Genomic DNA, 18,610 nt, shown 5'->3' on the forward strand with positions numbered 1-18,610 from the left:
GCCCATGCGGAGTTCCCATGCCTGACCTCGCCACCGGCGTCGCCCGCTACCAGCGGGACGTCCACCCGGCCAAGGCGGACCTCTTCGGCCGCCTGGCCACCCACCACCGCCCGCACACGCTGTTCCTCGGCTGCTCCGACGCCCGCGTCGTCCCGGAACTGCTCACCGGCTGCGAGCCGGGCGAACTCTTCGTCGTCCGCACCGCCGGCAACCTCGTCCCCGCCTACCACCGCGCCTCCGGCGACGGTGTGGTGGCGAGCATCGAGTACGCCGTCGCGGTCCTCGGCGTCACCGACATCGTGGTGTGCGGGCACTCCGCGTGCGGTGCGATGACCGCCCTCGCCGAGGCGCAGGACCTGGCCGCCGTGCCGGTGCTCGCCCGCTGGCTGCACCACGCGGACGCCGCCGCGGCCCGCGCCGCTGCCGGGTCGGACGCCGTGGACCTGCCGGCCCTGATCCGGCACAACGTCCGCGCCCAGCTGGCCAACCTCGCCACCCACCCGGCGGTCGCCAAGGCCCTGGCGGCGGGCACCCTCGGCCTGCACGGCTGGGTGTACGACATCGCCACCGGCGCCGTGGACGACGTCGGCACCGGTGCCGTCGCCGCCCCCGCCGCCTGACGGCCCCCTTCGATCCGCAGACCTCCACCGATCCCGGAAGGATCCCGCCATGACCCAGCCCACCCCGCACGCCCAGTTCGCCCCCGCCGCCCGCCAGGCCCTCGCCAACGCCGCGGTCGAGGCCAAGACGCGCAAGAACCTCACCTGGCAGCAGCTGGCCGACGCCGCCGGCCTGTCGCCCGCGTTCGTCACCGCCGCCGTCCTCGGCCAGCACGCCCTCCCGGCGGAGTCCGCCCGGGCCGTCGCCGACCTGCTGGGCCTGGACGCGGACGCCGCGCTGCTGCTCCAGACCATCCCCACCCGCGGCTCGATCCCCGGCGGCGTCCCCACCGACCCGACGATCTACCGCTTCTACGAGATGCTTCAGGTGTACGGCACCACCCTCAAGGCGCTGATCCACGAGCAGTTCGGCGACGGCATCATCAGCGCGATCAACTTCAAGCTGGACGTGCGCAAGGTCGCCGACCCCGAGGGCGGTGAACGCGCCGTCATCACCCTGGACGGCAAGTACCTCCCCACCAAGCCCTTCTGACCCCGCCCCCCACCCGTCGAAGGAGCCCCATGAGCCCCGTGGACTTCGCACAGCGCACCATCGACCTCGCCCGCCGCAACGTCGCCGAGGGCGGCCGCCCGTTCGCGACCGTCATCGTCAAGGACGGCGAGATCCTGGCCGAGAGCCCCAACAAGGTCGCCCAGACCAACGACCCCACCGCCCACGCCGAGGTCCTCGCCATCCGCGCGGCCTGCACCGCGCTGGGCACCGAGCACCTGACCGGCACCACGATCTACGTGCTCGCCCACCCCTGCCCGATGTGCCTGGGCGCCCTCTACTACTGCTCCCCGGACGAGGTGGTCTTCCTCACCACCCGGGACGCCTACGAGCCGCACTACGTGGACGACCGCAAGTACTTCGAGCTGAGCACGTTCTACGACGAGTTCGCCAGGGACTGGGACGAGCGCCGCCTCCCGATGCGGTACGAACCGCGCGACGCGGCCGTCGACGTCTACCGCGCCTGGCAGGAGCACAACGGCGGCGACCGCCACCAGCCCGGCAACCCGTCGCCGGACGACCAAGGCTGACCGCCGCCGATCCGTCCGGCCGGGCCGCCCGGACGCGTCCGCGGCCGCCGGGAAGGGCGGCCGCGGACGCCGCGGCGCGGTCCGGACGGATCCGCACTTGCATGGTCATGCGTGATGATGCATAGTCTTGCTATGTCCAAGGTCCTCACCTCCCTCCCCGCCGGCGAGCGCGTCGGCATCGCCTTCTCCGGTGGTCTCGACACCTCGGTCGCCGTTGCCTGGATGCGCGACAAGGGCGCCATCCCGTGCACGTACACCGCCAACATCGGCCAGTACGACGAGCCCGACATCGACTCCGTGCCCGGCCGTGCCTCCGCCTACGGCGCCGAGATCACCCGGCTCGTCGACTGCCGTGCCGCGCTGGTCGAGGAAGGGCTGGCGGCGCTCGCCTGCGGCGCGTTCCACATCAAGTCCGGCGGCCGCCCCTACTTCAACACCACCCCGCTGGGCCGCGCCGTGACCGGCACCCTGCTGGTGCGGGCCATGCTGGAGGACGGCGTGCAGATCTGGGGCGACGGCTCCACGTTCAAGGGCAACGACATCGAGCGGTTCTACCGCTACGGCCTCCTCGCCAACCCGCACCTGCGGATCTACAAGCCCTGGCTGGACGCCGACTTCGTCGCCGAGCTGGGCGGCCGCAAGGAGATGTCGGAGTGGCTGCTCGCCCACGGGCTGCCGTACCGGGACTCCACGGAGAAGGCGTACTCCACGGACGCCAACATCTGGGGCGCCACCCACGAGGCCAAGACCCTGGAGCACCTCGACACCGGCATCGAGACCGTCGACCCGATCATGGGCGTCCGGTTCTGGGACCCGGCGGTGGAGATCGCCCCGGAGGACGTGACGGTCGGCTTCGACCAGGGCCGCCCGGTCACCATCAACGGCAAGGAGTTCGCCTCGGCGGTCGACCTGGTCATGGAGGCCAACGAGATCGGCGGCCGGCACGGTCTGGGCATGTCCGACCAGATCGAGAACCGCGTGATCGAGGCCAAGAGCCGCGGCATCTACGAGGCGCCCGGCATGGCCCTGCTGCACGCCGTCTACGAGCGGCTGGTCAACGCGATCCACAACGAGGACACCGTGGCCGCGTACCACAACGAGGGCCGCCGGCTCGGCCGGCTGCTCTACGAGGGCCGCTGGCTGGACCCGCAGGCGATGATGGTCCGCGAGTCGCTCCAGCGCTGGGTCGGCGCCGCGATCACCGGCGAGGTCACCCTCCGGCTGCGGCGCGGCGAGGACTACTCCGTCCTCGACACCCGGGGCCCGGCGCTCAGCTACCACCCGGACAAGCTCTCCATGGAGCGCACCGAGGACTCGGCGTTCGGCCCGGTGGACCGGATCGGCCAGCTCACCATGCGCAACCTCGACATCGCCGACTCCCGGGCGCGGCTGGAGCAGTACGCGGGCCTGGGCATGGTCGGCACCGGCCACCCGACGCTGATCGGCGCCGCCCAGGCGGCCTCGACCGGTCTGATCGGCGCCATGGACAAGGGCGGCGCCCAGGCGATCGCCTCGCGCGGTGCAGCCCCGTCCGAGGAGACCATGCTGGACCGCGCCGCGATGGAGTCCGGCACGGACTGATCCGGCACGGGCCACCCCGGCCACCGGCCGTGGGTACCGGTGCTACGCCTCGCGCGCGGCGGGCCCCGGCGGAATCCGGTTCCGCCGGGGCCCGCCGCGCGGTGCCGTGCCGGGGGCGTCCGGCCCTGCGCGGCGGGGTGCCCCCGGCACGGCACCGCGGGGGCCGCAGAGGCGCGGCGGCCCCGGCGCGGTCAGTCCGGGAGGGCGTACTGGGCGGCGCCGTTGCCCAGCGACCAGTCGACCGACGCGTTCTCGGTCAGGGTGACGAAGACATTGCGCGGCTCGGTCCCCGCGTACTCCTCGGCCAGTTCGGCGATCCGCCGGTAGAGCGCCCGCTTCCGGTCGGGCGTGCGGCCCGCGCGCAGGGTGATGGCGATGTAGACGATGCCGTCGTCGCGGTCGATGCCGAGGTAATTCCCGTGCCGCAGGGTGCTGTTGACCCCGTCGTGGCCGACCAGGACGTGGAAGCGGTCCTCCGGCGGGATCCCGATCGTCTCGGTCAGGGCGTCGTGCACGGCGCGGCTGAGTGCGTCCAGCCGCGCGCCGTCGGCCCGCAGCGCGTCGATACGGACGAAGGGCATGGCGGTCCTCCCGGAGGGGTGCGGTCTGTCGAGGCGGTCCGTCGCGTCCGGCTGGTGCTTCCGCCCGGTAGTGATCGTACATACTAGTAGGTACAGACGGGCTCACGGGTGGGAGTGGTCCGCTGTGGGTGGGCGGGGTCAGGGGATCAGGCGCTGTTCCTTGGCGGCGGCCACGGCGCCGGCGCGGGTGTCGACGCCGAGCTTGCCGTAGATCCGGACCAGGTGCGTCTTGACGGTGGCCTCGCTGATGAAGAGGGCCCGGGCGATCTCGCGGTTGCCCAGGCCGCGGGCGAGCTGGCGGAGGATGTCCAGCTGGCGGTCGGTGAGCGCGGCGTGCGGGGTGCGGACGCGGGCCATCACCCGGCCGGCCGCGGGGGCGGACAGCACCGCCCGGCCCTCGGCGGCCGCGCGGATCGCGGCGAACAGTTCCTCGGGCCGTTCGGCCTTGAGCAGATAGCCGGTGGCGCCGACGTGGACGGCGCGGGTGACGTCGGCATCGGTGTCGTAGGTGGTGAGGACGAGTACGCGGGTGCCCGGGACCTCGGCGACCAGGCGGCGGGTGGCCTCGATACCGTCCATGCCCGGGCCCAGGCTGAGGTCCATCAGCACCACGTCGGGCCGCTCCTTGGCGGCCACGGCCAGGGCTTCCTCGCCGGTGGCCGCCTCGCCCACGACGTCGATACCGGGTTCGGCGGAGAGCAGGGCCAGCAGGCCGGCCCGGACCACGGCGTGGTCGTCGCACAGCAGCAGGCGCACCCGGCGGCCGGGTGCCTCGGGGGAGCGCGGGGCGGGGGGCATCGGGCTCACTCCTCGTCCCGGCCGGCGGCCGGGGCGTTCGGGCGGAGCGGCACCGCCGCCGAGACGACCGTGCCCTCCCCGGGGTGGGATTCGACGGTCAGGGTGCCGTCCAGCTGCCGCATCCGGGCCTCCATGGCGCGCAGGCCGTGGCCGCGGCGGGGGAGGGCCGCGGACGCGGTGCCGTGCGGCGGGGTGAAGCCGCGGCCGTTGTCGGCGATGTCGAGGACCACGTCCTCGTCGAGATAGCTGAGGGTGAGGACGGCGTCGGTGGCGCGGGCGTGTTCGCGGACGTTGGCGACGGCGCCCTGGGCCACCCGCAGCAGGGCCGCCGCGACGGCCGGCGGCAGCGGGACGGGTTCGCCGTCGGTCCGGAAGGTCACGGCCGGGCCGGTGGCCGGCGAGCCGCCGGTGGTCCCACCGGTGGTTTCGCCGGCGGCCGCCCCGGCAGCGGTCTCGCGGCGGGCGAGGGCCCGCAGCGCGTCGGGCAGCCCACCGCCGGCGGCCAGGTCGGCGGGCGCCAGGTCGTGGACGAACCGCCGCGCCTCGACGAGGTTGCGCTCGGCGATGTCCGACGCGGTGGCCATGTGCCCGCGGGCCGCCGCCGGATCCTCGTCCCAGAGCCGTTCGGCGGCCTGGAGCAGCATCCGCTGGCTGGACAGGGCCTGGGCGAGGGTGTCGTGGATCTCCCGCGACAGCCGTTCGCGCTCGGCCAGCACCCCGGCCCGCCGCTCGCTGGACGCCAGGCCCCGCCGGGTCCGGACCAGGTCCTCGATGAGCGTGCGCTGCCGCACGGACTGCCGCCGCATGTGCACGAAGACCGTCGCGGCGAGACCGGCGACCACCGGCGGCACCACGATCAGCAGCGGGTCGGGGCCGTCGATGCGCACCTGGGCGACCACGACCAGGACGGCCAGCACCGCGCTCAGCGCCAGCGCCGCCCGCTCCGGCAGCAGTTGCAGCGCGGTGTAGAGGAGGGCGACCGCGCTCCAGGCGAAGCTCGGTGCCTGGAGCACCAGCGCCACCCAGCCGGCGATGAACGCCCCGAACCAGACCCGCTGCCAGCGCACCGGCACGTTCCCGCCGGCCGCGGGCCGCGCCGCGTACGCCACGGCCAGGGCGGTGGTCAGCGCGATCACCCACCAGGTGGTGGGGGCGCCGGGGTGGCGGGTGAGGAAACGAGCCATGGCGGCGATCAGCAGCAGCACGAAGGAGGCCGAGATGACCACCTCCAGGCGGCGGCCGGACGCGGCCGTGTCGGCGGTCCCCGGCCCCGGCCCGGCGGTCCGCGGCCCGGGCACGCCGGACGCCCCGGGGGCCGGCCCGCACCCGCCGGGTGGGGTCTTCGCGGAGCCGCGGCTCAGGTGGTGCACGTCCATCCTTGATTCGTAACCCGGTTTCCGGACCGCGTCCGTCATCCGATCGGTCGACATCGACGTCCTCCATCATGCTCCGCGACGGCATCCGCTCCGACGACCGGCGGCCTCCCGGCCGCCGCCGACGATGAAGGGGCCGCGGCCGGCCGCCGCGGCGCCGGGGCCCGCCGGCCCCGGCCCGACGAACAGGAGCAGACCCATGCAGATGCCGTCCAGGCGTACCCGGATCCTCACCGGCGCGGCCGTGCTGGCCGCCGTCGGGGTGAGCGCCGCCGGCGCCATCGCGGTGGCCGCCCCCGACACCGGCGTCCGGGCCGCCGGCGCCCCGGCGAGCCGCACCGCGGCCACCGGCACCGTCGCCACCGACCACCTCTCGATCGCCGCGGCGGCCAAGGCGGCGCAGGCCGCGCTCGCCGCCGCGCAGAAGGCCGACCAGCACGTGTCGGTGGCCGTGGTCGACCGCAACGGCAACACCGTCGTCACCCTGCGCGGCGACGGCGCCGGCCCGCAGTCGTACCGGGCGGCCGAGGCCAAGGCGTTCACCGCGGTGTCCTGGAACGCGCCGACCTCCGCACTGACCAAGCGCCTGGAGCAGGCGCCCACCCTGAAGGACATCCCGGGCACGCTGTTCCTCGCGGGCGGCGCCCCCGTCCAGGCCGAGGGCGCCCCGATCGCGGGCATCGGCGTCGCGGGTGCGCCCAGCGGCGACCTGGACGAGCAGTTCGCCCAGGCCGGTGTCGCGGCCCTCAACGGCTGACCGTCCGGCCCACCGGGCGGCCTTCCTGCCGGGACAGGGGGGCCGCCCGTCGCGGCTTCCGGCCGCCTGCCACGGGCCGCCGGCCCCGCCCGCACCAGGCCGTCCGCCGCCCGCACCCCGGCCGTCGGCGCCGCCGCCCGGCGTGCGAGGCTGGGCCGGCACGATCGTCACGGCCCCGCGGCCGCCGGGCCGCCGACTGCTGGAGGTTGCCCATGAAGCGGAACCGCGCCGTCCTGGTGACCGGCGCCGCGCGCGGCATCGGCCGCGCCGTCGCCACCGCCTTCGCCGCCGCCGGCGACCGCGTCGCCCTGCACTGCGGGACCCGCCGTGAGGCCGCCGAGGAGGCCCTCAACTCCCTTCCGGGCAGCGGCCATTGCGTGATCCAGGGCGACCTGGGCACCCCGGAGGGCGCGGCCGCGGTGGTCGCGTCGGCCGTCGAGGCGTTCGGCCCGCTCGACGTCCTGGTCAACAACGCGGGGACCAACACCGCGCACCCCCCGGCCACCACCTCGTTCGAGGACTGGCAGGACGCCTGGCGGCGCATCGTGGACGTGAATCTGCTGGGCACCGCCCACGTCAGCTACTGCGCGGCCCGCAACATGATCGACAACGGGATCGCGGGGCGGATCGTCAACGTCGGTTCCCGCGGCGCCTACAAGGGCGAGCCGGACCACCCCGCCTACGGGGCGACGAAGGCCGCGGTGCACGCCCTGGGCCAGTCGCTCGCGGTGGCGCTCGCGCCCTACGGGATCGCCGTCGCCTCGGTCGCCCCCGGCTTCGTGGACACCGAACGGGTCGCCGACCGGATCGGGGACGAGGTCCGGCGGCAGAGCCCGTTCGGCCGGGTCGCCGCCCCCGAGGAGATCGCCGCCGCGGTGGCGTACCTGGCCTCCCCGGAGGCGGTGTGGTCCTCGGGCGCCGTCCTGGACGTCAACGGCGCGTCGTACCTGCGCTGAGCCGGGCGCCCCGCAGCGGGCGCGGCGGGTTGCCTCAGGCCGGGCCCGCGCCGCCGGGCGGGAGGTGGACGGTCATGATCAGGTGGCAGGTCCCGGTGCCCGAGCCGCGGTACGTGTGCGCGGCGTCGCCGTCGAAGACCGCGGTCTGCCCGGCCTCGACGCCGTGCTCGGTGCCGTCGACGACCAGCGTCATCCGGCCGGACGTGACGCTGACGGTCTCCACCACCCCGGTCCGGTGGGGGTGGCTGGGGTACTCCTCGTCCGGTTCCAGCTCCCAGCGCCAGACCTCGACCGGGGCCGGCCCGGGGGTCGTCAGCATCAACCGGGCCGCACCGCCCCGCGGGCCGGTCCACAGCGGCGGCAGCGCGTCGGCGGACACCACCCGGACGCGCGCTTCGGCCTTGCCCTCGGTGAGGGCGGACACCGAGACGCCGAGGGTGTCGGCCAGCCGGACCAGAGTGGCGAAGTTCGGATTGCCCTGGGCCTTCTCCAGTGCCACCAGGGCGCCCTTGCTGATCTGGGCGCGCCGGCCGAGCTCGTCGAGCGACAGGCCCGCGCGGGTGCGGGCCGCCCGGACGTTGTGGGCGAGCGTCCGCAGGGCGGCCTCGGTCTCGGTCATCCGATCCCCTCCTCGTGCCGGGCTCCTGCCGGGCACCGCGCGGTCGTTTGGTTGACACGGCCCGGTCGGTCCGCTGTACCGTTCGGTCGTTCCATCGATGTTAAGGGATGTACCGTGATCGCTCTGCTGCTGGCCCTGGGCAGCTCCCTCGCCTACGGGTGCGCCGACTTCTTCGGCGGCCTCGGCGCCCGCAAGGCCCATGTCCTGCGCACCGTGCTGATCGCCGCTCCGGCCTCGCTCGCGGTCGAACTCCTGCTGTGGCCCTTCCTCGGGGCGTCGTTCAGCCAGGGCGCCGTGGTGTGGGGCGCCGCTTCCGGCGTCGCCTCGGCCGCCGCGTTCGCCCTGCTCTACCGCACCCTGGCGATCGGCCCGATGAACGTGCTCTCGCCGGTCACCGCGCTGGTGTCCGCCATGCTGCCGGTCGGCGTGGGGCTGGCCCAGGGCGAGCACCTGAGCACGGCCGGGCTGGTGGGACTGCCGCTGGCGCTGGTCGCGGTGGTGCTCATCAGCGCCGGACACGGCGCCGGGGCGGCGCGCCCGTCGCGGACCGCGCTGCTGCTGGCGCTGGGCGCCGGTGCGGCCATCGCGCTCCAGCTGATCTTCCTGCACCAGGCGCCCGCCGACAGCGGAGTGGCGCCGCTGATCACCGGCCGGGCGGTCTCCTCGGCCGTCACCCTGGCCGCGGCCGGGCTGCTGTACCGCAGGCTCGGCAGCGAGAAGCCCGCCTACGCGATGTCGGCCGCCGCCGGGGTGCTGGACTCGGTGGCGAACCTGCTGTTCCTGCTGGCCGCCCGCGGCGGCGACCTCGCCGTGGTCGCCGTGATCACCGCCCTCTACCCGGCCGGGACCGTACTGCTCGCCCGCTGTGTGCTCGCCGAGCGCGTCCACCGCGGCCAGCTCCTCGGCCTGGGCAGCGCCGCCGTCGCGGTCGGCCTCCTCGCCCTCGGCTGAGCCCCCGCCGCGGGCTCCCCGCCTTTCACCCCCGCCCCGACGCAGAAAGCGGAGTACCGTCCATGACCACCTTCCGTCTCGCCCCCGCTGTCGCTGACGCCTTCCCCGACGCCCTCATCGCCCTGGTCACCGCCACCGGCCTGCGCGGCCGCGAAGCCTGGCCCGACACCGCCGACGCCCTGGCGGACCTGGAGCGGCGGCTCGCCGAGGGCAGCTGGCAGCCCGCCGACGAGAACGACCCGCGCATCGCGGCGTGGCACACCGCCTACCGCGCCTTCGGCACCAACCCGCGCCGCATCCGCCCCAGCGTCGACGCCCTCGGCCGCCGGATGGCCAAGAAGGGCACGCTGCCGCGCATCAACCCGGCCGTCGACTCCTACAACGCCGTCTCCGTCCGCCACGGCCTGCCGGCCGGCGCCTTCGACCTCGACCGGGTCACCGGCGACGTGGAGATCCGCCACGCCGGGGACGGCGAGGAGTTCACCCCGCTCGGTGAGCCCGGCACCGTCGAGCAGCCCAAGGCCGGCGAGGTCGTCTACGCCGACTCCAGCGGTGTGCTGACCCGCCACTGGAACCACCGCGACGCCCACCGCACCCGCGTCACCGAGGACTCCACCCGGGTGGCGTTCCTCCTGGAGACCGTCGACGCCCCCCGCGACGCCGACCTCCTCAAGGCCGCCGCCGATGAACTGGAGGGCCTGCTCGTGCCGCACGCCGAACGGACCGCGGTGCACTACCTCAGCCCCGCCCAGCCGCACGCCGGTGCCTGACGCCCCGCACGCCCGCCGCTGACCGGGGAGGCGCGGAACCCGTACGCGCGGCCGGCCGCCCCCCGGCCCCGGCATACGGGTTCCGCCGGCTCACCCGGTGAACACCAGGCTGACGTTGTGGCCGCCGAAACCGAACGAGTTGGCCAGGGCGGCCCGCCACCGGCCGGTGCGGTTCGCGCCTTGTACGACGTCCAGGTCGATCCCGGGGTCCAGCTTCTCCAGGTTGCGCACGGCCGGCACCACGCCGTCCCGGAGGGCCAGCAGCGCGGCCAGCGCACCGACCGCCCCCGAGGCGCCGAGCATGTGGCCGGTCATGGACTTGGTCGCGGTGACCGGGGCGTGGTCGCCGACCGCCCGCGCGATGGCCTGCGCCTCGGCCAGGTCTCCCGATGCGGTGGACGTGGCGTGGGCGTGGACGTGGCCGATGTCGCGCGGGCCCAGCCCGGCGTCCCGCAGCGCGGCGCCGATCGCGCGGACCTGGCCGTCGACGTCGGAGGCGGTGATGTGGTCGGCGCTGGAGCTGATCCCGGCCCCGGCCAGGGCACCGTACGTCCGGGCGCCGCGGGCCCGGGCGAACTCGGCGCGCTCCAGCACCAGTACGCAGCCGCCCTCGCCCATCACGAAGCCGCTGCGGTCCACATCGAAGGGCCGGGACACCGCCCCGGGATCCGCCGACCGCGGCGAGAGGGCCTTCATCTGGGCGAACGCGGCCAGGGTGAAGGGGTGCAGGCTCGCCTCGACCCCGCCGGCCACCACCACGTCCACGCGTCCGGCGCGGAGCAGGTCCAGGCCCATCGCCAGCGCCTCGGCGCCCGAGGCGCACGCGCTCACCGGGGTGCGGGCGCCGCCCTTGGCCCCCAGGTCCATGCTCACCCAGGCGGCCGGCCCGTTGGCCATCAGCATGGGGACCGCGAACGGCGAGAGCCGCCGGGGCCCGGACGCCTCGAATATGTCGTCCTGCCCGAGCGTGGTGAGGATCCCGCCCGTTCCGGTCCCGATGACGACGGCGAACCGCACGGGGTCCACCTCCGGGGCCCCGGCGTCCCGCCACGCCTCGCGGGAGGCGGTCAGTGCGATCTGCTCGACCCGGTCCAGTTTGCGCGCCTCGGTCCGGGGCAGGCCGGCGGCCGGATCCCCGGCCAGCGCGGCCGCGACGTGCACCGGCAGCCCGTCGGCCCACTCCGCGTCCAGGGCGCGCACCCCGGAGTCGCCCGCCAGCAGGCCCGCCCACGTTGACGCCGCGTCAGCGCCGAGCGGGGTCATCGCCCCGGCGCCGGTCACCAGCACCGCACCGTTCTGTGCCATCCCGTCTCCTCCACACACTTGAGGCCCGCATCCCCGTGGGACGCCGTGCTGTGGGGTCCACACAAGGAATTTCTTGATCTTCCTGGATCATGCCAGCGATCATCTGGCGTATCAGGGTTGCCGTCCACCGATCCGGCGCCGCCGGATTGTGGGAAGTCCATAACGTGACGGCGGGTCAGGCGCGCTGGAATGCGCCTCGGCCCCGGCCTGCTGCGGGATTCCCTGTTGCTTTCCTAGGGCCCCTAGGGTGAAACTAGGGGCCCTAGGCAGAGGCCAGGATCCAGGGAGGGCGCATGGCACGGGCCGGGTTGACGGCGGAGCGGGTGACGGTGGCGGCGGCCGAGCTGGCCGACGAGACCGGGCTCGACCAGGTGACCATGGCGCAGGTCGCGCGGCGGCTGGGCGTGAAGGACGCCAGCCTCTACACGCACGTCCGCGGACTGGAAGACCTGCGGGGCCGGATCGCGCTGCTGGCGGCGGACGAGAAGACCCTCCGCATCGCCGAGGCGATGGCCGGGCGGGCGGGCAAGGACGCATTGGTCGCCTACGCGGACGCCTGGCGGGAGTACGCCCACGCACACCCCGGCCGCTACGCCGCGACGCAGGTCCGGATCCGGATCGACCCCGAACTGGCCGCCCGGGCCCCCGGGCCGCGGCGCGCGGTGCAGCTGACCTACGGCCTGCTGCGCGGTTACGGACTGGCCGAGCCCGACCTGACCGACGCGGTCCGGCTGCTGCGCAGCACGTTCCACGGGTTCGTCGCCCTGGAGGCCGCGGGCGGGTTCGCGCACGAGCGCGCGCCGCAGCGGTCCTGGCGGCGCGCCCTCGACGCCCTGCACACCCTCCTGGAGCACTGGCCCACCACCCGAGAAGGAGACTCCGCATGACCACCCCGACCACCGGCAGCCTGCGGGTACCCGGCGCGACCCTGCACTACGACGTGCGCGGCCGGGGACCGCTGCTCCTGCTGATACCCGGCGGCACGGGCGGCGCCGCCGCCTTCGACGGCCTGGTCGGCGACCTCGCCGCCGAGTACACCGTGGCGACCTACGACCCGCGCGGCATGGCGCGCAGCACCCTCGACGACCCCGGGGCCGAGCAGCGCGTGGCCGAGCACGCCGATGACGCGTTCCGGCTGCTGGAGGCGCTGTCGCCGGGCGAGCCCGCCCGGGTGTTCGGCAGCAGCTCGGGCGCCGTCGCCGCCCTCCACCTGCTCACCGCCCACCCCGAGCGCCTGACCCGGGTCGTGGCCCACGAGCCGCCGGTGGTGGAGGTGCTGCCGGACGCCGACCGGCACCGCGCGCTGCTCGCGCGGGTGCGGGAGGTGTTCCGCACCGAGGGGGTGTGGCCGGCGATGGCCGTGTTCGCCGCCGGGCTGCGCGGGGACGGGGCGGCCGCCGCGCCGGAGCCGGAGCTGAGGCTCCCGCCGCAGGCCGCGGCGCGGGCCGAGCAGACGATGGCCGGCCTGCCGTACTTCGTCGGGCGCATCGTGCCGGCCTTCATGTCCTACACCCCGGACACGGACCGGCTGGCCGCGCTCGCGGACCGGCTGGTGCTCGCCTGCGGCCAGGACTCGCGGGGTGAACTGCCCTCCCGCCCGGCCGCGTTCCTGGCCGAGCGCCTCGGTACGGAGCTGGTGCACTTCCCCGGCGGGCACACCGGGACCACCACGCACCCCGCCGCGTTCGCCGCCCGCCTCGCCGCGGTCCTCCGCGCCTGAGGAGCATCATCACGCCCCGCGTCAGGCCCCCGCGCCGCGGGCCCGGGAGCGGTAGACGAGGTAGGGGCGGAAGAGGTAGCCGACGGGGGCGGCGAAGGTGTGCACGAGGCGGCTGAACGGCCGGAGGGCGGAGGCCGGCCGGGTCCTCGCCGTCGTGGCCGCTGCGGGTCAGCGCGGCCACGACGGGGGAGAGCGGCGGCACGTACCAGACCATCGGGAGGGTGCGGTACTCCGGGTGCAGCGGCAGCGCGACCCGGTAGCGGGTGATCAGGTCGCGGACGGGGGAGCGGCGGGCGGCGGTGCTCCAGTCGTGCGGGATGCCCGACTCCTCGGCGGCGCGTGCGACGTCGGGGTCGTGCGGGTCGAGGAAGCTGTCGAGCTGGGCCTCGTAGAGGTCCTTCTCGTCGGGCACGGCCGCGGCCTCGCCGGCCCGGTCGGCGTCGTAGAGCATGACGCCGAGGTAGCGCAGCCGGCCGACGCAGGTCTCCGAGCACACGGTGGGCTCGCCCGCCTCGATGCGCGGGCAGCACGGGGTGCACTTCTCGGCCTTGCCGGTGGTGTGGTTGAAGTACACCTTCTTGTACGGGCAGCCGCTGACGCACATCCGCCAGCCGCGGCAGCGGCCCTGGCCGACCAGGACGATGCCGTCCTCGATGCGCTTGTAGAGGGCGCCGGAGGGGCAGACCGCGACGCAGGTCGGGTTCAGGCAGTGCTCGAACATGAACACCGTGCCCGGCGGCATCCGGTGCGAGACCACGGCCCGGGCGGTGACCACGCCGTTGGGGTTGACCGCCGCACCCCAGTCGTTGTCCGCCGCGCCGATGGCCTCGGCGTCGGCCACGCTCATCCAGATGACCGGCCCGCCGCGGGCCGGCGTCTGCATCAGCAGGTTCTCCTGGTACGCGGAGTGGATCGACCACTTGGAGTGCGGGGTGAGGTAGCGGACGGCCACCGAGCGCGCGCCGCCCCCGCCCGGGGCCGCTCCCGCCCCCGGGTCCCCGGGCCCGCCGAGGAATTCCGGGCTCAACGGCGGTCCGGTATACCGGTAGTTGCTCGCCCAGCTCGACCATCCAGTCGTGGTCGAGGTAGCAGTGCTGACGCCCGGTCAGGGTGTGCCAGGGCTTGCGGTGCTCGGTGTTGAGGGTGAACGGGGCGTAGCGCCGGTCCGGGGCCTCCTTGCCGGACCACTCGAAGCTGCTGCCGACCTGGACCGGCCGGGCCTGGGTGTCGGAGAACACCACCCGGCGCTCCCGGACCGCCTCGGCCAGCCCGGCGAAGCCGCTGCCCGGACCGCACCGCTCGGCGAGCTGCTCGAAGCCCTCGGCCGCCAGCCGCCCGTTGGTCGTCCTGGACAGCGCGAGGATCGCCTCGCACAGTTTGACGTCGGTGTCCAGCAGCGGACGGCCGCGGGCGGGGCCGGACGGGGCGGTACCGCACCGGTCGGCCAGCCGGCGCACCCGCGCGTTGTCGCTCGCCCCCAGCAGGTGGCGCAGGAAGAACTCGTTGCCCTTGGCCGAGGAGCCGGTCAGATGGGCCCGCCACACGGTGAGCACCCGCGGCCAGTTGGCGGCCGATGCCGCCCTTGGACCAGCGGTCCCCGAGTGTGCCGTTGGGGACGACCGGCCGGCCGGACACCGCGTCCACCAGCACCGGCTTCCAGCGCGCGGCCGCCCCCGCGTCGGCGTCCAGTCCCAGGTCGGCCGCGGTCAGGAACTTCCCCGGCGTCAGCCCGTCCGCGCCCTGCTCCAGTTCGACCAGGAACGGCAGGTCGGTGAACTGCCGGACGTACTCGGTGAAGTACGGCACCTGCCGCCGCACGAAGCACTCGGTGAGGATCACGTGCCCCATGGCCATCGCCAGCGCCCCGTCGGTACCGGGGTGCGGATGCAGCCACACGTCGGCGAACTTGGTCGCGTCCGCGTAGTCGGGGGAGACCACCACCACCTTCTGGCCCCGGTAGCGGGCCTCGGCCATCCAGTGGGCGTCCGGTGTGCGGGGCACCGGCACGTTGGAGCCCCACAGCATCAGATAGGCCGCGTCCCACCAGTCCCCGGACTCGGGGACGTCGGTCTGGTCGCCGAAGACCTGCGGTGAGGCGATGGGCAGGTCCGCGTACCAGTCGTAGAAGGAGATCATCGGCGCGCCGATCAGCGCCATGAAGCGCGCCCCCACCGCGTGCGAGGCCATCGACATGGCGGGGATCGGGGAGAACCCGGCGACCCGGTCCGGGCCGTACGCCCCGATGGTGTGCACGTGCGCGGCGGCGGCGATCTCCAGCGCCTCGTCCCAGCCGATCCGCACCAGACCGCCCTTGCCGCGCGCCGCCTGGTACCGGCGCCGCTTCTCCGGGTCGCCGGTGACCTCGGCCCAGGCCGCCACCGGATCGCCCAGCCGCTCCCGCGCCTCGCGGTACAGCTCCAGGAGCACCCCGCGGACGTGCGGGTGGCGCACCCGGGTCGGCGAGTACGTGTACCAGGGGAACGAGGCGCCCGGGGGCACCCGCGCGGCTCGTACTCGGGCCGGTCCGGGCCCACCGAGGGGTAGTCCGTCTCCTGGGTCTCCCAGGTGATCACGCCGTCCTTGACGTACACCTTCCACGAGCACGGGCCGGTGCAGTTCACCCCGTGCGTGGACCGCACGACCCGGTCGTGCGCCCATCGCTCGCGGTACGGCGCGTCGTTGACGCGCTGATCGGGCCGGTAGACGGCCCGGAGGTCCGGGCCGGCGGGGGTCCGCCGCAGCGTCGTCCCCACCTTCAGCAACTGCTCGGCGGCCAGCGCCGCCATGCGCTCGGCTTCCTTGCGGGCACCGCGTCGTACCACCACCGTCGCTCCTTTCACGGCACGCGGGCGGCACCGGCCACCCAAGTCCCCCGCACCGGACCGGTCGTGTTCCGCTCGCGGACCAGCTTCACGACGTGGCGCCCTCATCGGGGCGTCATCCCCGCAGAGTTGAGGAGAGTTATACGGAGTTTTTCTTGCGCTTCGCAATATTTGCCAACGGCATGCACTTGGGGCCGATGGCGGAGTTTGCGCTGTGCAATGCTTGGCTGCGGGGGGTGTCCCGGCGCGGGCCGGGACGACCGCCCTGTCGCGAGGAGCTCGCATGATGAGCGGTGAGGAACTGTCCGAGGGCGGGGCCCGGGCCGCGGGGGAGACCGCGCTCCGGGTGTGGACGGAATCGGTCTACGCGGTCGCGCGCCCCTGGCCCGGTACGCGGGTCCTGGTCGACCGGCGCCTGCCGCTCGGCCGCCTGCCGAAGAGCGCGGCACCGGACGTCTGGCTCGCCGCGGTCGCCCCGTCGGCCGCACTGTGGCGCTGGTACGGCACGCGCGAGGACCGGTACGAGGCGTTCGCCCGGCGCTACGAGCAGGAGCTGCGGGACGCGGTCCGGGCCGCCGGGCTGAGCCGGCTGCGGGCGCTGGCGGGCCAGGGCCCGGTGGTGCTCCGGACCGCCGTCGCACCGCTCCACCTCAGCCACGCCCGGGTCCTGACGCGGTGCCTGCTCACCGGCCGGGCGGCCGGCCGCCCGGCCGAGGGCGGTGACGCGGCCTGCTGGCTCGGCGCGGTGTGCTCCGCCTGCGGCCGGCCGGTGACGCCCGAGGGCGCGGCCCGCTGTCCCTCCTGCCACGCGTCAACCGCGCGCTGACCGCCGGGGCGGCGGCGCCCGGCGCAGGTTTAGCCGGCCCCCGGGGAGCGCGGAGCCGCTGCGCCGGACGGCGGTAAGGACGGCATCCCTGGTCATGGCACGGGCCCGGCGCCGCCACCGGCCCGGGGCGGCGGGCCCGGAGCGTCAACCTGCGTCCGGTCGGCGGTGTCCGGAGCGACGCGAAAGAGGGAATTGCGGGCCATTGCCCTCATGGTGACGGTGCGTATGCCGAAGGGAAGAGCAGAGAGCGGCGTTGGGTCGCTTGGATTGATCGAAAGGTTCGGAATGTCACGGATCACACGGATTACCGCTATGGCTGCTCTGGCGGCCGGGACCGCTCTGGGTGGAAGTTCGGCCGCTTTCGCCGACAGCGGTGCGGGCGGTGGCGCCGTCGGGTCGCCCGGCGTGCTGTCGGGCAACGTCATCCAGATCCCGGTGCACGTTCCGCTCAATGTGTGTGGCAACACCATCGACATCATCGGGCTGCTGAACCCGGCCTTCGGGAACACCTGCGCCAACGCCCACTTCGAGCGGCACGTGATCGTGCGCCACCACCACACGCACCACCACCACCATCACCACAAGGGCCACCACCACAAGGGCGGCCGCCGCTGAGCGCCTGACGGCGCGGCACCATCACACCGGCCCCGCCCCGTTCCTGCGTCCGTCACCTCGGGCAGGAACGGGGCGGGGCCCTTTGTGCGCGGCGGTGCCGCCCCGAAGGAGTACCGCCATGCGTACCAGTGTTGCCGTCATCGGAGCCGGACCGGCCGGGCTGCTGCTCGCCCACCTCCTGCACCGGCACGGCATCGACTCCGCCGTCCATGACCACCCTGCTGCACCCCGCCCCGGGCGAGGCGGCCTTCGGCCGCCGGCTGCGCCTGTCGCACCTGCGCTACCTGGTGGCCTCGCGGGCCGCCGCGGCCTCACTGGCGGAGAACTACGTGGGGCTGCCGGTGGTCTGACGGCCGGGCCCGGTGGCAGGGGCGCGCCGCGCACGTCACTCCACGTGGCCGCAGGCCGCGCACACGAACTGGCTCTCGCCCGTGGGGTTCCCCTCGTCGTCGGTCTCCACCGTCCGGTACATGGTGCCGCCGCATCTGCCGCAGCCCCGGGTCTGAATGAGCTGGCCCATCCGCAGGTCCTCCCTCGGGGTACGCCGGCGGCACCCGCCGCGCAGCGCCATCGCGTAGTCGAGCAGGACGAACGCCTCTTGCCGGATCCGCTCCCGGATGGTGATGTCGTCCGCGGTCTCACCCGTCGCCGCGACGCGCCCGCACCGGTAGCAGCAGTGCCGGTTACTCTGCGGGCCCGGCTCCAGCATCGGCAAGCCGCAGTCAGGACAGTCCACCGTCGGCCTCCTTGACGAAACCGCACCGGGCGCAGACGGAGATGGGGCGGCCGTCGCGGTCGCGCTGGCCCCACATGGTGTTCCGGCACTGCGGGCAGCCGCTGGTGTGGATGCCGCGCGGCCCGAGCGGCGGCGGCTCGGGCGTGGCCTCGACATAGGCGATGATCAGCGCCCGGTCCCGCTCGCTGTTCCCGGCCATCCGCAGCAGATTCGCCAGCCGCGAGCGCGCTTCGTCGGCGAAGGTCCCCATGGCGCGGAGGGTAGCGGGCGCGCGGTCCGCGGACGACGACCTCCTCCGGACTGCACCCGATCAGTTGAGGCGGCCGGTGCGGGGACCCGTCGCGCGCGCCGGGCGCGCCGGCGCCACCGGCCGTAACCACCGGTCCTCTTGGTGGTGCTGCGGCCGCGCGCAGGAGGCGCCGAGCGGACGGTCGGGTGCTGCTGGGTGGTGGACGCCACCGGGCGGGGCGCCGCGCTCGCGGTCCGGGCCGGCGCCCGCC

At 74.8% G+C, this 18,610-nt stretch carries 20 protein-coding genes and 3 pseudogenes; 14 read left to right on the forward strand and 9 right to left on the reverse strand.

Translation table 11 applies throughout. The features are described 5' to 3' along the window. The first annotated feature begins 17 nt into the window (after positions 1–17). The 4 genes from MUU72_RS03835 to argG all read left to right on the forward strand — a co-directional run bounded on the left by MUU72_RS03835 (position 18) and on the right by argG (position 3,281). The gene (locus tag MUU72_RS03835; protein WP_248011672.1) at positions 18–620 is read left to right on the forward strand and encodes a carbonic anhydrase; all 603 of its coding nucleotides are present in this window, start codon (positions 18–20) and stop codon (positions 618–620) included. Between the two features lie 49 nt (positions 621–669). Further along, positions 670–1,152, forward strand: coding sequence for a cyanase (gene cynS / locus MUU72_RS03840; protein WP_248011673.1), 483 nt, complete (start codon positions 670–672; stop codon positions 1,150–1,152). A 38-nt stretch (positions 1,153–1,190) separates the two neighbouring features. Further along, positions 1,191–1,700, forward strand: coding sequence for a nucleoside deaminase (locus MUU72_RS03845; RefSeq protein ID WP_248011853.1), 510 nt, complete (start codon positions 1,191–1,193; stop codon positions 1,698–1,700). A gap of 132 nt (positions 1,701–1,832) precedes the next feature. Beyond that, positions 1,833–3,281 carry an argininosuccinate synthase gene (gene argG, locus MUU72_RS03850; protein WP_248011674.1) on the forward strand — a complete coding sequence of 483 codons (1,449 nt, stop codon included), beginning with the start codon at positions 1,833–1,835 and terminating at the stop codon, positions 3,279–3,281. Positions 3,282–3,472: 191 nt separating this feature from the next. Here the strand turns inward: argG and MUU72_RS03855 are convergent, their stop codons facing one another. The 3 genes from MUU72_RS03855 to MUU72_RS03865 all read right to left on the reverse strand — a co-directional run bounded on the left by MUU72_RS03855 (position 3,473) and on the right by MUU72_RS03865 (position 6,036). Further along, positions 3,473–3,862, reverse strand: a complete 390-nt coding sequence (locus MUU72_RS03855; protein ID WP_248011675.1) for a tautomerase family protein — start codon at positions 3,860–3,862, stop codon at positions 3,473–3,475. A gap of 138 nt (positions 3,863–4,000) precedes the next feature. Further along, positions 4,001–4,660 carry a response regulator gene (locus MUU72_RS03860; protein ID WP_248011676.1) on the reverse strand — a complete coding sequence of 220 codons (660 nt, stop codon included), beginning with the start codon at positions 4,658–4,660 and terminating at the stop codon, positions 4,001–4,003. 5 nt (positions 4,661–4,665) lie between these two features. Beyond that, positions 4,666–6,036, reverse strand: a complete 1,371-nt coding sequence (locus tag MUU72_RS03865) for a sensor histidine kinase (protein WP_248011677.1) — start codon at positions 6,034–6,036, stop codon at positions 4,666–4,668. A gap of 196 nt (positions 6,037–6,232) precedes the next feature. Between MUU72_RS03865 and MUU72_RS03870 the strand changes: the two genes are divergently transcribed. Together MUU72_RS03870 and MUU72_RS03875 are read left to right on the forward strand one after the other, a co-directional pair. After that, complete coding sequence (locus MUU72_RS03870) at positions 6,233–6,790, forward strand: GlcG/HbpS family heme-binding protein (protein WP_248011678.1); 558 nt, start codon at positions 6,233–6,235, stop codon at positions 6,788–6,790. Positions 6,791–7,002: 212 nt separating this feature from the next. Beyond that, on the forward strand, positions 7,003–7,746 hold the full coding sequence (locus tag MUU72_RS03875) for an SDR family NAD(P)-dependent oxidoreductase (RefSeq protein WP_248011679.1): 744 nt from the start codon (positions 7,003–7,005) through the stop codon (positions 7,744–7,746). Between the two features lie 34 nt (positions 7,747–7,780). Here MUU72_RS03875 and MUU72_RS03880 read toward each other — a convergent pair whose 3' ends face one another. Further along, complete coding sequence (locus tag MUU72_RS03880; protein ID WP_248011680.1) at positions 7,781–8,365, reverse strand: helix-turn-helix domain-containing protein; 585 nt, start codon at positions 8,363–8,365, stop codon at positions 7,781–7,783. Between the two features lie 114 nt (positions 8,366–8,479). Here MUU72_RS03880 and MUU72_RS03885 point away from each other — a divergent pair, with 114 nt between their 5' ends. Both MUU72_RS03885 and MUU72_RS03890 read left to right on the forward strand, forming a co-directional pair. Then, positions 8,480–9,316: an EamA family transporter gene (locus MUU72_RS03885; protein ID WP_248011681.1), complete on the forward strand. Its 837-nt coding sequence runs from the start codon at positions 8,480–8,482 to the stop codon at positions 9,314–9,316. A gap of 62 nt (positions 9,317–9,378) precedes the next feature. Beyond that, positions 9,379–10,086: a B3/B4 domain-containing protein gene (locus MUU72_RS03890; protein ID WP_248011682.1), complete on the forward strand. Its 708-nt coding sequence runs from the start codon at positions 9,379–9,381 to the stop codon at positions 10,084–10,086. A gap of 90 nt (positions 10,087–10,176) precedes the next feature. Here MUU72_RS03890 and MUU72_RS03895 read toward each other — a convergent pair whose 3' ends face one another. Continuing rightward, entirely contained in the window at positions 10,177–11,391 is a 1,215-nt protein-coding gene (locus MUU72_RS03895) for a beta-ketoacyl-[acyl-carrier-protein] synthase family protein (protein WP_248011683.1), read from the reverse strand. 293 nt (positions 11,392–11,684) lie between these two features. Here MUU72_RS03895 and MUU72_RS03900 point away from each other — a divergent pair, with 293 nt between their 5' ends. Then, positions 11,685–12,278: a TetR/AcrR family transcriptional regulator gene (locus MUU72_RS03900; RefSeq protein ID WP_248011684.1), complete on the forward strand. Its 594-nt coding sequence runs from the start codon at positions 11,685–11,687 to the stop codon at positions 12,276–12,278. Further along, on the forward strand, positions 12,275–13,111 hold the full coding sequence (locus MUU72_RS03905; protein WP_248011685.1) for an alpha/beta fold hydrolase: 837 nt from the start codon (positions 12,275–12,277) through the stop codon (positions 13,109–13,111). Before MUU72_RS03900 ends, MUU72_RS03905 begins: the two co-directional genes overlap by 4 nt. A gap of 21 nt (positions 13,112–13,132) precedes the next feature. Here the strand turns inward: MUU72_RS03905 and MUU72_RS35830 are convergent. Beyond that, positions 13,133–13,228: pseudogene (locus MUU72_RS35830) on the reverse strand (respiratory nitrate reductase subunit gamma); the annotation flags it as partial. Positions 13,229–13,241: 13 nt separating this feature from the next. Beyond that, positions 13,242–15,897: pseudogene (locus MUU72_RS03910) on the reverse strand (molybdopterin-dependent oxidoreductase); the annotation flags it as partial. A gap of 319 nt (positions 15,898–16,216) precedes the next feature. Between MUU72_RS03910 and MUU72_RS03915 the strand changes: the two are divergent. The 4 genes and pseudogenes from MUU72_RS03915 (at position 16,217) to MUU72_RS03930 (ending at position 17,724) form a co-directional block, all read left to right on the forward strand. Continuing rightward, positions 16,217–16,759: a DUF488 domain-containing protein gene (locus MUU72_RS03915; protein ID WP_248011686.1), complete on the forward strand. Its 543-nt coding sequence runs from the start codon at positions 16,217–16,219 to the stop codon at positions 16,757–16,759. 285 nt (positions 16,760–17,044) lie between these two features. Beyond that, positions 17,045–17,374 (forward strand): chaplin, encoded by a 330-nt coding sequence (locus tag MUU72_RS03920; RefSeq protein WP_248011687.1) that lies wholly within the window; start codon positions 17,045–17,047, stop codon positions 17,372–17,374. 118 nt (positions 17,375–17,492) lie between these two features. Further along, positions 17,493–17,570 (forward strand): annotated as a pseudogene (locus MUU72_RS03925) (FAD-dependent monooxygenase); the annotation flags it as partial. A gap of 13 nt (positions 17,571–17,583) precedes the next feature. After that, on the forward strand, positions 17,584–17,724 hold the full coding sequence (locus MUU72_RS03930; RefSeq protein WP_248011868.1) for a hypothetical protein: 141 nt from the start codon (positions 17,584–17,586) through the stop codon (positions 17,722–17,724). Between the two features lie 35 nt (positions 17,725–17,759). Here the strand turns inward: MUU72_RS03930 and MUU72_RS03935 are convergent, their stop codons facing one another. Together MUU72_RS03935 and MUU72_RS03940 are read right to left on the reverse strand one after the other, a co-directional pair. Next, the gene (locus tag MUU72_RS03935) at positions 17,760–18,110 is read right to left on the reverse strand and encodes a hypothetical protein (RefSeq protein ID WP_248011869.1); all 351 of its coding nucleotides are present in this window, start codon (positions 18,108–18,110) and stop codon (positions 17,760–17,762) included. Then, complete coding sequence (locus MUU72_RS03940; protein WP_248011688.1) at positions 18,097–18,360, reverse strand: hypothetical protein; 264 nt, start codon at positions 18,358–18,360, stop codon at positions 18,097–18,099. Before MUU72_RS03940 ends, MUU72_RS03935 begins: the two co-directional genes overlap by 14 nt. Between the last annotated feature and the right edge of the window lie 250 nt (positions 18,361–18,610).

Source organism: Streptomyces rhizoryzae (genome assembly GCF_023155275.1).
Taxonomy (GTDB): Bacteria; Actinomycetota; Actinomycetes; order Streptomycetales; family Streptomycetaceae; genus Streptomyces; species Streptomyces rhizoryzae.